Source organism: Nitrospirota bacterium (genome assembly GCA_035516965.1).
Lineage (GTDB): Bacteria > Nitrospirota > UBA9217 > UBA9217 > UBA9217 > MHEA01.
Window position 1 is genome coordinate 1 of sequence record DATIZR010000016.1, and the last position, 13,965, is coordinate 13,965.

The 13,965-nt window shown below is 59.3% G+C and carries 13 protein-coding genes and 1 tRNA gene; all 14 read left to right on the top strand.

What is annotated here, in order from left to right:
* Nucleotides 1-141 (top strand): elongation factor Tu (tuf, locus tag VL197_01290; GenBank protein ID HUJ16602.1); only part of this gene is annotated, 141 nt, incomplete at its 5' end.
* 78 nt (nt 142-219) lie between these two features.
* Entirely contained in the window at nt 220-372 is a 153-nt protein-coding gene (gene rpmG / locus VL197_01295; GenBank protein ID HUJ16603.1) for a 50S ribosomal protein L33, read from the top strand.
* Nucleotides 373-381: 9 nt separating this feature from the next.
* A tRNA-Trp gene (locus tag VL197_01300) sits at nt 382-457 on the top strand.
* A 33-nt stretch (nt 458-490) separates the two neighbouring features.
* The gene (gene secE, locus VL197_01305; protein HUJ16604.1) at nt 491-679 is read left to right on the top strand and encodes a preprotein translocase subunit SecE; all 189 of its coding nucleotides are present in this window, start codon (nt 491-493) and stop codon (nt 677-679) included.
* A gap of 10 nt (nt 680-689) precedes the next feature.
* Nucleotides 690-1,235 (top strand): transcription termination/antitermination protein NusG, encoded by a 546-nt coding sequence (gene nusG, locus VL197_01310; GenBank protein ID HUJ16605.1) that lies wholly within the window; start codon nt 690-692, stop codon nt 1,233-1,235.
* A gap of 63 nt (nt 1,236-1,298) precedes the next feature.
* On the top strand, nt 1,299-1,724 hold the full coding sequence (gene rplK, locus VL197_01315) for a 50S ribosomal protein L11 (GenBank protein HUJ16606.1): 426 nt from the start codon (nt 1,299-1,301) through the stop codon (nt 1,722-1,724).
* Between the two features lie 113 nt (nt 1,725-1,837).
* Nucleotides 1,838-2,536 (top strand): 50S ribosomal protein L1, encoded by a 699-nt coding sequence (gene rplA, locus VL197_01320; GenBank protein HUJ16607.1) that lies wholly within the window; start codon nt 1,838-1,840, stop codon nt 2,534-2,536.
* Between the two features lie 215 nt (nt 2,537-2,751).
* Entirely contained in the window at nt 2,752-3,264 is a 513-nt protein-coding gene (gene rplJ, locus VL197_01325) for a 50S ribosomal protein L10 (protein HUJ16608.1), read from the top strand.
* Between the two features lie 69 nt (nt 3,265-3,333).
* Nucleotides 3,334-3,708: a 50S ribosomal protein L7/L12 gene (gene rplL / locus VL197_01330; GenBank protein ID HUJ16609.1), complete on the top strand. Its 375-nt coding sequence runs from the start codon at nt 3,334-3,336 to the stop codon at nt 3,706-3,708.
* 194 nt (nt 3,709-3,902) lie between these two features.
* Nucleotides 3,903-7,895, top strand: coding sequence for a DNA-directed RNA polymerase subunit beta (gene rpoB, locus VL197_01335; protein ID HUJ16610.1), 3,993 nt, complete (start codon nt 3,903-3,905; stop codon nt 7,893-7,895).
* 130 nt (nt 7,896-8,025) lie between these two features.
* Nucleotides 8,026-12,123, top strand: a complete 4,098-nt coding sequence (rpoC, locus tag VL197_01340; protein ID HUJ16611.1) for a DNA-directed RNA polymerase subunit beta' — start codon at nt 8,026-8,028, stop codon at nt 12,121-12,123.
* A 239-nt stretch (nt 12,124-12,362) separates the two neighbouring features.
* A complete protein-coding gene (rpsL, locus tag VL197_01345; protein HUJ16612.1) occupies nt 12,363-12,734 on the top strand; it encodes a 30S ribosomal protein S12 in 372 nt (123 codons plus the stop codon).
* Between the two features lie 36 nt (nt 12,735-12,770).
* Entirely contained in the window at nt 12,771-13,241 is a 471-nt protein-coding gene (gene rpsG, locus VL197_01350) for a 30S ribosomal protein S7 (protein HUJ16613.1), read from the top strand.
* A gap of 27 nt (nt 13,242-13,268) precedes the next feature.
* Nucleotides 13,269-13,965 (top strand): GTP-binding protein (locus tag VL197_01355; GenBank protein ID HUJ16614.1); only part of this gene is annotated, 697 nt, incomplete at its 3' end.

Here is a 13,965-nt window from a genome sequence, read left to right on the forward strand (position 1 = left end):
GAGATGGTGATGCCGGGCGACAACATGACCTGCAGCGTGGAGCTGATCACGCCGATCGCGATGGACCAGGGCCTTCGGTTCGCGATCCGCGAGGGCGGCCGGACCGTCGGCGCAGGCGTTATCACCCAGGTGATCGAGTAACGGGAAACGAGGGGCAAGGGGCGAACCGCGTTCGTCCGTCTTCCCTGTGATCATGATTTGAGAGCGAGGATATAAGAGATGCGGGAAATCGTACTGCTCGCTTGCGGCGAATGCAAGCGGAAGAACTATTCAACGACCAAGAACAAGCGCAACACGCCGGACAAGCTGAACCTGGACAAGTACTGCCGTTTCTGCCGGAAGCACACGACGCACAAGGAAACCAAGGCGTAAACTGGAAACAGGCCAGTAGCTCTAATGGTAGAGCTCCGGACTCCAAATCCGGCTGCTGGGGGTTCGAGTCCCTCCTGGCCTGCCATTATCCCTAAACGACGCTGAAAGAGGTCTGTCGATGTTCAAGAAGATCGCTGATTTTTTCCAGGAAGTGAAATTGGAGCTCAAAAAGGTCGTGTTTCCCACGCGGAAAGAGGTCATGGGCTCTACCTGGGTAGTGATTGTCACGGTGCTCATTTCCGCCGTATTTTTGTGGGTCGCGGATCTCGTGGCAGGAAATCTTATAACCCGCGTCGTCATGAGATGAGAAGATAAATATGGCAATGAACTGGTACGTGGTCCATACATATGCGGGCTTCGAGAACAAGGTGAGGGCAAGCATCCAGGAGAGCGTTACCAAGCTCGGGATGCAGACCAGGATCGGCCAGATCCTTGTCCCGACCGAGGAAGTGCTGTCCATCAAGGGCGGGAAAAAGCGCAAGTCGCAGCGGAAATTTTTCCCCGGCTATATCCTGGTCGAGATGGAGATGGACGACAATACCTGGCATATCGTGAAGGACACGCCCAAGGTGACCGGCTTCGTCGGCGGCAGTACGAACCCCACGCCGCTCAGCGACGAAGAGGTCAAGAACATTCTGAAGCAGGCGGAAGAGGGCGCCGTCGCGCAGGCCCAGCCCAAGCACGCATACCAGAAGGGCGACCGGGTCCGCGTGATCGACGGGCCGTTCAGCAGCTTCATCGGGACGGTGGAAGATGTCAATCCGGCCCACGGCAGGCTTCGCGTGATGGTCAGCATCTTCGGACGTTCGACGCCGGTCGAACTCGAGTTTCTGCAGGTTGAGCGGGAAAAGGAAGCAAAGTAATACCACGGACAGTGCCAGAGAGAGCGATCCTCGGCAGCGAAAAATACTCACAGGAGTCCAGAGATGGCAAAAGAGATCACAGCAAAAATCAAGCTTCAGGTCCCGGCAGGTAAGGCCAATCCCGCGCCGCCGGTGGGCCCCGCATTGGGCCAGCACGGCGTTAATATCATGGAGTTCTGCAAGGCCTTCAACGCAAGGACCCAGAAGATGGGGGAAACGGTCATCCCCGTCATCATCAGCGTCTATTCCGACCGTTCTTTTACCTTCATCACGAAGACGCCTCCGGCCGCGGAGCTGCTCAAGAAGGCCGCCGGCATCGTCAAGGGTTCAGGCGTTCCGAACAAGGACAAGGTCGGCAAGGTGACCCGGGCGCAGATCAAGGAAATCGCGCAGACCAAGCTCCCGGACCTCAATGCCGCAAGCGTCGAGTCGGCCATGCGCATGATCGAAGGCTCGGCGAAGAGCATGGGGCTGGAGATTGTCGATTAATGAAGAATTAAGAATAAACAATGATTGAAGGTTGAAAAACCGCAATTTTCACTTTTATTTCTGTTCAGTTTGCGGGAGGCCGACAACGGCCGTTCGGACCGCGAGGAGGAATCATGGCAGGCAAGAAGTACAAGGCAGCGGCAGCACTGGTGGACCCGGCAAAGCTCTACAGCGTTGAGGAATCGATCGGTCTCGCCAAGAAGACCGCGCGGACCAAGTTCGACGAGACCGTCGATCTTGCGGTGCGGCTCGGGGTCGACCCGAAGCAGGCGGACCAGATGGTTCGGGGCACGGTCGTGCTTCCCCATGGAACCGGCAAGAAAGTGAAGATCCTGGTCTTCGCAAAGGGCGAAAAGGAAAAAGAGGCGAGGGACGCAGGAGCCGATTATACCGGAGCCGAGGACCTGGCGGACAAGATCCAGAAAGAAGGCTGGACTGATTTTGATGTCGTCGTCGCAACTCCCGACATCATGGGCCTCGTGGGCAGGCTGGGCAAGGTGCTCGGCCCCCGCGGTCTCATGCCGAATCCCAAGACGGGCACCGTTACGTTCGACATTGCCAGAGCGATCAAGGAGATCAGGGCCGGTAAGGTGGAATACCGGGTGGAGAAGGCTGGCATCATCCATGTGCCGGTCGGCAAGGCGTCCTTTGACGAGAACAAACTCGTGGACAACGCCAAGGCCGTGCTGGAGTCCATCCTGAAGGCGAAGCCATCATCGAGCAAGGGCAAATATCTCAGGAGCGCCACGGTCTCGACCACCATGGGACCGGGGGTCAAAATCGACCCGGCCCTTGTTGAAAAACTGGAGTAGATTCACTCTTTCTCACATAAAGGTCGGCCCCCCTTCGCGGGGTGCGGTCCGAGACAGCGGGCATCGGAGGAGACCGCGGATTCCTCCGGTTTAATCCTTCCCTGAAGGGCCTGCCGAGACCCGGGAAACAAAGAGAGATAAGTAGGTCCGTACGCTGCTTTCTTTCGGGAGCCCCGGGCTGGTCATCGGGATTCTTGAAAGAAAGGAGGAACGCGTTGAATAAGACCGAAAAAAAAGAGGCAATTGACGAATTGCATGAGAAGTTCTCCCGCGCGAAGACGGCGATCATCACCGGATACGCCGGGATCAACGTGGAGCAGATAACCGAGCTCCGCTCCAAGCTGCGTCAGTCCAAAGTGGAATACCGTGTGGTCAAGAACACGCTGGCCCGCAAGGCCGCGGAAGGCACGGGTCTCGCGCCGCTCAAGGACCATTTTGTCGGGCCCGTCGGCATTGCGCTCGGGTTTGATGACGTGGTCGCGCCGGCGAAGGTGTTGATCGAGTTCCGCAAGATCCAGGCAAAACTTGAAGTCAAGGTCGGCGTACTCGACGGAAAGCTGCTCAAGCAGGCTGATGTCATGGCGCTCGCCAGCCTGCCGTCGCTCAATGCGCTTCGCGGAAAGATCGTCGGCCTGCTCCAGGCGCCGGCATCGCGCATCGTTGGCGTGCTCGCAGCACCGGCCGGTCAGATCGCCAGGGTCATGAAGGCAAAGGCAGACAAGGGTTAAGTCTTACAGACGCACCTGCGACGCGGGTGCGAACTTTAAAAAGGTTATTCATTCAGGAGGATAAGGAACATGGCTGATTTAGCGAAACTGGTAGATGATCTGAGCGGCTTGACCGTTCTTGAAGCAGCAGAGCTGAGCAAGATGCTCGAAGAGAAGTGGGGCGTATCCGCGGCAGCGCCCGTGGCCGTTGCGGCCGCAGGAGCGCCGGCCGGCGCCGCAGCAGCGGAAGAAAAGACGGCATTCGACGTGGTCCTCGCGAGCGCAGGCGCACAGAAGATCAACGTGATCAAGGTCGTGCGCGAGCTCACCGGCCTCGGCCTGAAGGAAGCAAAAGACCTCGTGGAAGGCGCCCCGAAGCCGGTGAAGACCGGTGTGGCCAAGGAAGAAGCAGAGACCATGAAGAAGAAGCTCACCGAAGCGGGTGCGACGGTCGAGGTAAAATAAGAGCACATCCAGAGCTTCACCTGTCAAGTCCTTGCCCTCCGGAATCGGTCCGGAGGGCAGAGGACTTTTTGCGTTTATGGGTAGTCCCTGCAGGAAGGGCTGCCGAAGCATTTTTTGATTCGCGAAGTGCCGATGCATTCGCAAGGAAGATACGATACGAGGCCGGTCACTAGGAGCGGCAAAGGGGTGTGAACATGTCGAAAGAAAAAAGAGAACTGTCCCGGGTGAGGAAGGATTTCTCACGGATTCCCACCATCCTCGAGATTCCGGACCTGATTGAGATCCAGAAGCGGTCCTACGATCTGTTTCTCCAGAGGGAGCTCTCGTCGGACAAGCGCAAGGACATCGGGCTGCAGGCGGCATTCAAGAGCGTCTATCCCATTTACGACTTCAACGAGACCGCAATGGTCGACTACCTCGGGTACTCGCTCGGCGACCCGAAGTACACCCTCTGGGAATGCCTGCAGCGGGGAGCCACCTACGCCGCGCCGCTCAAGATCAAGACGCGCCTCGTGTTTTTCGAAAAGGATGAACAGACCGCCACGAAACGGGTCAAGGATATCAAGGAGCAGGAGGTCTATGTCGGCGATCTCCCGCTCATGACCGAGACCGGGACCTTTATCGTCAACGGAACGGAGCGCGTCGTGGTGAGCCAGCTGCACCGGTCTCCCGGCGCGTTCTTCACGCACGACAAGGGACGGACGCACGCGAGCGGCAAGATCCTGTACTCCGCCAGGATCATCCCGTACCGCGGTTCGTGGCTGGATTTCGAATTCGACGTGAAGGACATCGTCTACGTGCGGATCGACCGCCGCAGGAAGATCCCGGCGACGATCCTTCTCAAGTCGTTTGGCTATTCGAACGAGGATCTCCTCCGGATGTACTACCCCATCGAGGACATCAGGATCAAGAAGGAGGGATTCACGCGAGGCATCCATGCTGACGTGCTGGCCGGGCTCAAGGCGCCGAATACGATCACCGACAAAGCGACCCGCGAAGTGATCGTGAAGGAGGGAGCCAAGATCACGCGCGCCGCGATCAAGCGGATGGAGTCGGCGGGCATTACGGAGATACCTATACCCCGCGAGGAGCTGGTCGACCGCATCGTGCTCCGCGATGTCATCGACCCCGAGACCGGCGAAGTGCTCCTCCCGGCGAACGAGAAGATCACCGACGCGTTCCTGACCAAGGTCGCGGCCTCGAAGATAGAGAAGATGGAAGTGATCTACATGGACGGGATCCATGTCATTGCCGCGATCCGCGATACGCTGCTGGCCGACAAGGTTTCGTCCTCCGACGAGGCGCTGCTCGAGATCTACCGGAAGATGCGCCCCGGCGAACCGCCGACGATCGAGATGGCGCGGAACCTGTTCTCGGGCATGTTCTTCAATCCCAAGCGGTACGACCTTTCGTCCGTGGGCAGGCTCAAGCTGAACAAGAAGCTGAAGCTCGACATCCCCATCGAGAAGACGACGCTGACGGCCCAGGATGTGGTCGAGGTCATCCGGTACCTGGTGAACCTCAGGACCGGCAGGGGCGAAGTGGACGACATAGACCATCTCGGGAACCGCAGGGTGCGTTCCGTGGGAGAACTGCTCGAGAACCAGATCCGGGTCGGCCTCGCGCGCATGGAGCGCGCCATCAAGGAGCGCATGAGCCTCCAGGACGTCGACACGCTCATGCCGCATGACATCATCAACCCCAAGCCCGTGATCGCGGCCATCAAGGAATTTTTCGGTTCCAGCCAGCTCTCGCAGTTCATGGACCAGACGAACCCCCTCGCCGAGATCACGCACAAGCGCAGGCTGTCTGCCCTGGGTCCCGGCGGGCTCACCCGCGAACGGGCGGGCTTCGAAGTGCGCGATGTGCACACGACCCACTACGGCAGGATCTGCCCGATCGAAACGCCGGAAGGTCCGAACATCGGCCTCATCGTCTCGCTCGCTACCTATGCGCGTGTCAACGACTACGGGTTCATCGAGGCGCCCTACCGGGAGGTCAAGGCCTCCAAGGTGACCGACGTTATCGAGTACCTTTCGGCCGTGGACGGTGAGAACTTCGTCGTCGCCCAGGCCAACACGCCGGTCGACGGGCGGGACAAGATCGCGGTGGACAGCGTTTCTGCGCGCGTCGGCGGTGAGTTCAAGCTGGTGGGCGCCGAGGAAGTGGAGTACATGGACGTGTCGCCGAAGCAGATCGTTTCGGTTTCGGCGGCGCTCATCCCGTTCCTCGAGAACGACGATGCGAACCGCGCGCTCATGGGCTCGAACATGCAGCGGCAGGCAGTTCCGCTTCTAAGGCCCCAGGCGCCCGTGGTCGGCACCGGCATGGAGCGGGTGGCCGCCCGCGACTCGGGCGCCATCGTTTCCGTGAAACGCGACGGCATCGTGGAGGCAGTGGATTCCACCCGGATCGTTATCAAGGGAGAGGACGCCAAGGGCAAAACGGTGGTGGATACCTATCCGCTGACCAAGTTCTACCGCTCCAACCAGAACACGTGCATGAATCAGAAGCCGATCGTGCGCATCGGAGACAAGGTGAAAAAGGGACAGGTGGTTGCCGACGGCCCGGCCACCGACCTCGGCGAACTTGCGCTCGGCCAGAACGTGCTGGTGGCGTTCATGCCCTGGAGCGGCTACAACTACGAAGACGCTATCATCATCAGCGAGCGGCTGGTGAAGGAAGACCGGTACACCTCGATCCACATTGAAGAGTTCGAGATCGAGGCGCGGGACACCAAGCTCGGCAAGGAGGAGATCACGCGCGACATCCCGAACCTTGGCGAAGAGACGCTCCGGAACCTTGACGAGAACGGGATCATCCGCATCGGCGCCGAGGTCATGCCCGGCGACATCCTGATAGGCAAGGTCACGCCGAAGGGTGAAACGCAGCTCACCCCCGAGGAAAAGCTGCTCCGCGCCATCTTCGGCGAGAAGGCGGGAGACGTGCGCGACGCTTCGCTCTACGCTCCTCCGGGCATCGAGGGGACCGTCATCGACGTCAAGGTTTTTTCCCGCAAGGGCGAGGACAAGAATGAGCGGCTCAAGACGCAGGAGAGCGAAGAGATCGCGCGCCTCCAGAAGGAATACGCCGAAGAGGTAAAGGCCGAGAAGGAAGACCGGTACAAACGCATCAGGCGGCTGCTCATCGGCAAGACCGCGGCCGATAAGGTCGTAAACTCCAAGACGGGCAAGACGGAGCTGGCGAAGGGCAAGAAGCTTAGCGTCGAGGTGCTCGACAAGCTTCCCGAAAAGGATTACGCGAAGATCAAGGTCGAGTCCGAAGATTACCCCGCGAAGCTCCAGGAGATCCTGGACAGCTCCGAGAACCAGATCGGCATCCTCGAGTCCATCTACGACGAGAAAATCGGGAGGCTGAAACGCGGCGACGACCTGCCGCCGGGCGTGGTAAAGCTGGTCAAGGCCTACGTTGCCATGAAGCGCAAGCTTTCCGTGGGCGATAAGATGGCCGGCCGCCACGGGAACAAGGGCGTGGTCTCCCGGATCGTGCCGGAAGAGGATATGCCCTACCTTCCCGACGGGACGCCGGTCGAGATCGTGCTGAACCCGCTTGGCGTGCCGTCCCGTATGAACGTGGGACAGATCCTCGAAACGCACCTGGGCTGGGCCGCGAAGGCGCTCGGCCTGCATGTCGCGACGCCGGTGTTCGACGGCGCCTCCGAGGAACGCATCCGGTCTCTGCTCAAGGAGGCAAAGCTTCCGGTGACCGGCCAGTCGCTCCTCTTTGACGGTCGCACCGGCGAGCCTTTCGACAAGCCGGTCACGGTCGGGTACATGTACATGCTCAAACTGCACCATCTGGTCGACGATAAGCTCCATGCCCGCTCCATCGGGCCCTACTCGCTGGTCACCCAGCAGCCGCTGGGCGGCAAGGCGCAGTTCGGCGGGCAGCGGCTGGGAGAAATGGAAGTCTGGGCGCTCCAGGCATACGGTGCTGCCTACTGCCTGCAGGAGTTCCTGACCGTGAAATCCGACGACGTCTCGGGCCGTGCCAAGATCTACGAGGCCATCGTCAAGGGCGAGAACACCCTCGAGCCGGGCCTGCCCGAATCGTTCTACGTGCTCATCAAGGAGCTCCAGAGCCTCTGCCTCGATGTGGAGCTGATCGAGCGGAAGAACGAGAAGGAGCGCGTGATCGGGCTCGAGAAGATCTCGTCAGCGCGGTAATACCGGGGAGCGGCGTCGCCACACCCCGGCAGGTTGATTGTCGATCCAGGATATGAGGGGAAACACCTCTCCTAGGAGGTTCACAGTGGAAGAGAAACGGATAACCGAAAGCAAGGCCAGAGCCGATGTCATGAGCTTGTTCGACAAGCCGAAGGACATCAGCTTTGATGCAATGAGAATAAAGATCGCGTCTCCGGAGCGGATCAAAGAGTGGTCCTTCGGCGAGGTGAAAAAGCCGGAGACGATCAACTACCGGTCGTTCAAGCCGGAGCGCGACGGATTGTTCTGCGCAAAGATCTTCGGGCCCATCAAGGACTGGGAATGCCTCTGCGGAAAGTACAAGCGCATGAAGCACCGGGGCATTGTCTGCGACAAGTGCGGCGTGGAAGTGATCCAGTCCAAGGTGCGCCGGGAGCGCATGGGCCACATCGAACTTTCGTCGCCGGTCGCCCACATCTGGTTCCTGAAGGGCCTGCCGAGCCGCATCGGCACCCTTCTCGACATGACGCTCCGCCAGCTCGAAAAGGTGCTCTACTTCGAGAACTACGTCGTGGTAGACGGCGGGGACACGCCGCTCAAGCAGAAGGAGCTCCTGACGGAGGAGAAGTTCCGGAAGGCGTACCTGGAATACGGCTCCAGTGCATTCAAGGCCGGCATGGGCGCCGAGGCGATCCGTGAGATGCTGAAGGCGATCGATCTCGAGGCAGAATCCGAGGAGATCCGCAAGAAGATCGAAACGGCCACGTCCATGGCCACGAAGAAGAAGCTGACGAAGCGACTCAAGGTCATCGAGGCGTTCCGCAAATCGGGCAACAAGCCCGAATGGATGATCCTCGACGTGATCCCCGTCATTCCGCCGGAGCTGCGCCCGCTGGTGCCACTCGAGGGCGGCCGGTTCGCCACGTCGGACCTGAACGACCTGTACCGCCGCGTCATCAACCGGAACAACCGGCTGCACCGGCTGGAAGAGCTCAAGGCTCCTTCCGTCATCATCAGGAACGAGAAACGCATGTTGCAGGAGGCGGTGGACGCCCTCTTTGACAACGGCCGCCGCGGCAGGGTCCTGCGCGGACCCAACAAGCGTCCGCTCAAATCGCTCTCGGATATGCTGAAAGGCAAGCAGGGGCGGTTCCGTCAGAACCTGCTCGGGAAGCGGGTCGATTACTCGGGCCGTTCGGTGATCGTGGTCGGTCCCGACCTGAAGCTGCATCAGTGCGGCCTTCCGAAGAAGATGGCGCTCGAGCTGTTCAAACCGTTCATCTTCAACAAGCTCGAGGAAAAAGGATACGCCACGACCATCAAGAGTGCGAAGAAAATGATAGAGCGCGAACGCCCTGAAGTGTGGGACGTGCTCGAAGAAGTCATCCAGGAGCACCCGGTGCTCCTGAACCGCGCCCCGACGCTCCATCGGCTGGGCATCCAGGCCTTTGATCCCATGCTCGTCGAAGGCAAGGCCATCCGGCTCCATCCGCTCGTGTGCGCGGCATTCAACGCGGACTTCGACGGCGACCAGATGGCGGTCCATATCCCGCTCTCGGTGGAGGCGCAGCTCGAGGCTCGTGTGCTCATGCTTTCGATCAACAACGTGCTTTCTCCGGCGAACGGCAGGCCGATCACCGTTCCGTCCCAGGACATCGTGCTCGGGTGCTATTACCTGACCAAGTCACGCTCCGGAGCGCCGGGCGAAGGCAAAATCTTCTCAGGGAGGGACGAGGTCCGCATTGCCTATGACCAGCGCATGGCGGATATTCATGCCCGGGTCCGCGTCAGGATCGGCGGCAAGATCGAAGAGACGACGGTGGGCCGCGTGCTGTTCAGCGAGGTCCTGCCCGAGGGCATCTCGTTCGCGTCCGTCAACAAGGAAATGACCAAGAAGGAGCTCGCGAAGCTCATCGACGAATGCTACCGCAAGCTGGGGCTCCGGCGCACGGTCGTCCTGATCGACGACCTCAAGGAGATCGGGTTCAAGTTCGCGACAAAGTCGGGTATTTCGATCTGCATCAACGACATGCATATACCGGGCAAGAAGCAGAAGTTCATCGATCAGGCCCAGAAGGAAGTGATGGAGATCCATCACCAGTATACCGAGGGACTCATCACGAACGGCGAGCGGTACAACAAGGAAATCGACATCTGGGCGAACGTTACCGAGAAGATCGCCGATGAAATGATGGCCGAGCTGGGCATGGAGGCCGTTGAACTGGGCAGCGCGAAGAAGTCCGAGCTGCAGGAGGCCCGTTCCTTCAACAACATCTTCATGATGGCGGACTCGGGGGCGCGCGGCAGCACGCAGCAGATCAGGCAGCTTGCCGGCATGCGCGGGCTCATGGCGAAGCCGTCGGGCGAGATCATCGAGACGCCGATCACCGCAAACTTCCGCGAAGGACTCACGGTGCTTCAGTATTTCATCTCGACCCACGGTGCACGCAAGGGGCTGGCGGACACGGCGCTCAAGACGGCCAACTCCGGCTATCTCACCAGGAGGCTCGTCGACGTCGCCCAGGACGTGATCATCACGCAGGACGACTGCGGCACGGTGGACGGCATCATGGTGGGATCGCTCGTCGAGGGCGGTGAGATCATCGAGCCGCTGTCTGAGCGTATCCTCGGCCGCGTTGCCGCCGAGGACATCAAGGACCCGATCAACAGGGAAGTGATCGTGTCCACCCGCAGAGAGATCAACGAGGACCTCGTGAAGCGCATTGAAGAGGCGGGCATCGACCGCATCAAGATCCGTTCGGTGCTCACCTGCCAGTCGCTGCGCGGCGTCTGCCGGATGTGCTACGGCAGAGATCTGGGCCGCGGCAAACTGGTGGACATCGGCGAGGCCATCGGCATCATTGCCGCCCAGTCCATCGGCGAGCCGGGCACCCAGCTGACCATGAGAACCTTCCACATCGGCGGTACGGCAAGCAAGGTCGTGGAGCAGACGGTGCTCGAGGCGAAGAACGCCGGTGCCGTGAAATATCTCAGCCTGAACACGGTGAAGAACAAGGAAGGCGACTATGTCGTCATGTCGCGCAGCGGAAACATCGCTATCTACGACGAGACCGGACGTGAAAAGGAGAAGTATGCCATCATCTACGGCGCCCGGCTCAAGGTCCAGGACGGCCAAAAAGTGGATGTGGGCCAGAAACTCGTCGAGTGGGATCCCTACTCACTCCCGATCCTGACGGAAATCGGCGGAAAGATCGCCTTTGGAGACATCATCGAAGGCGTGACCATGCGCGAGGAAGTGGACGAGGTCACCGGCCTGTCGCGCAAGGTGATCATCGACTACCCCAACCAGAACCTGCGTCCCCGCATTTCGATCAAGGACCCGCACGGGAAGACAGCGCGTCTGCCTGCTTCGAACGTTGTGGCCCGGTACCTTCTTCCCGCAGGCGCGCACATTCTTGTGGACAAGAACGACGAGGTGTTCCCCGGCGACATCCTGGTTAAGATCCCGCGCGAAACGACGAAGACCAAGGACATCACGGGTGGTCTTCCGAGGGTTGCCGAACTGTTTGAGGCGCGGAAACCCAAAGAGCAGGCGATCATCAGCGAGATCGACGGCACCGTGGAGTTCGGCGGTTTCGTAAAGGGCATGCGACGCATCCTGGTCAAGGATGGCATGGGCAACGAGAAGGAATACCTGATCCCGAAGGGCAAACATGTGAACGTGCACGAAGGGGACTGGGTCACCGCCGGCGAACCGCTCATGGATGGTCCGGTGGATCCTCATGACATCCTGAATGTGTTGGGCCCGAAGGAGCTGCAGAAGTACCTGGTGGACGAGGTCCAGCAGGTCTACCGGCTCCAGGGCGTGAGCATCAACGACAAGCACATCGAAGTGATCGTTCGACAGATGTTGCGCAAGGTCAGGATCGAGGAGGCAGGCGACACGTCGTTTCTTATCGGCGAGCAAGTCGATCGGTTTGCCTTCGCCAGAGAGAACGAAGCGGTCATCGCCAAGGGGGGCAAGCCTGCCACGGCACGTCCGATCCTCCTCGGCATCACCAAGGCGTCGCTCACCACGGACAGCTTCATCTCGGCGGCGTCGTTCCAGGAGACGACGCGTGTGCTGACCGAGGCTGCGATAACGGGTTCGGTGGACGATCTGGTTGGCCTGAAGGAAAACGTCATCATGGGCCGGTTGATTCCTGCCGGAACGGGGATGACCGAGTATCGTAATACTTACGTCGAGGTTGAGGAAGAGGCTGCACCGGATACGCAGATACCAGAATAAGGGTGGCCGGCAGGCGCAGCAGCAACATCTAGTGGCTTCATGGCAAATTCACGGGCGTGGAACCGGCGGGAGGCAATGGTAAGAGCTACCCCTGCCGGCACCGCGCCCTGCTTTGCCTAATTTGTGCAACGAATACCAAAAAAAATCTTGACATTCGTCCCATACATAGATATAATCATCGGGTTTTGACTCAACGTTATAAAAAACCGCTATCTTCGCGTTTTTAAGGAGTAATTCACGTGCCTACCATCAGTCAGCTGGTAAGAAAAGGCAGGACCCTTGCAGCGAGCAAAACGAAGAGCCCCGCGCTCAAGAGCTGCCCTCAGAAGCGGGGTGTCTGCATCAGGGTCTATACCACAACGCCCAAGAAGCCTAACTCGGCTCTCCGGAAGGTAGCCCGCGTGAGGCTCACGAATGGCATGGAGGTCACGACGTATATCCCCGGTGTCGGTCACAACCTCCAGGAGCACTCTATCGTATTGATCCGCGGCGGCAGGGTGAAGGACCTTCCCGGCGTACGGTATCATATTGTCCGCGGCACATTGGATACGGTCGGGGTTGCCAATCGCAAGCAGGGCCGGTCGAAATACGGTGCAAAGAGGCCGAAGTAGGTCGCAAGGTCAGGAGAAGGACAAAAGGACGAAGATATGCCGAGAAAAAGCGTCGTAGTAAAAAGGGAAGCATTACCGGATCCAAAATACAACAGCAAGATGCTGGCGAAGTTTGTGAACGTGCTGATGCGCAAAGGCAAGAAGAGCACGGCAGAGGCGATCTGCTACAAGGCGCTCGACCGCATTCAAGAGAAGACGAAGGGCGATCCGATCGCCATTTTTAAGAAGGCAATAGACAATTTGAAGCCCACGCTCGAGGTAAAGTCGCGCCGTGTGGGCGGCGCCTCGTATCAGGTGCCGATCGAGGTCAAGCAGCCGCGCAGGATGTCACTGGCCTACCGGTGGCTCAGGCTCTACGCGTCGCAGCGGCCGGAAAAATCCATGGTTGAAAAACTCGCCGGCGAGATCCTTGACGCATCGAACAATACCGGCGCAGCAGTAAAGAAGAAAGAAGACGTCCACCGTATGGCAGAGGCCAATAAAGCCTTCGCCCACTATCGTTGGTAAGGTGCATATCTAGAAGCGGAGGAAGTTTTGGCTAGGCAGTATTCACTCGAAAATACCCGCAACATCGGTATCATGGCTCATATCGACGCCGGTAAAACGACGACGACGGAGCGCATTCTTTACTACACCGGTGTTTCTTATAAGATCGGCGAAGTGCACGACGGTACTGCGGTCATGGACTGGATGGTTCAGGAGCAGGAGCGCGGCATCACGATCACCTCTGCTGCGACGACCTGTTTCTGGCGGGACAAGCGCATCAATATCATCGACACGCCGGGTCACGTGGACTTTACCATCGAGGTGGAGCGTTCGCTTCGCGTGCTCGACGGCGCGGTTGCCGCTTTCGATTCCGTGAGCGGTGTGGAGCCCCAGTCCGAGACGGTCTGGCGCCAGGCTGATAAATATAAGGTTCCCCGCATTGCGTTCATGAACAAAATGGACCGCATCGGCGCTGACTTCTATATGAGCGTTCAGTCCATGGCGGACCGGCTTGGCGCAAACGCGGTGCCGATCCAGCTGCCTATCGGCGCTGAGGACAAGTTCCGCGGGTGCATCGATCTCGTGAAGATGAAGGCGGTTTTGTTCGACGACGAAACGCTTGGTGCGAAATATGTCGTTGAAGACATCCCTGCTGATCTCCTTCCCAAGGCAAAAGAGTACCGGGAGAAGATGATCGAGAAGATCGCCGACGCTGACGACACCGTGATGGAAAAATTCCTGAACG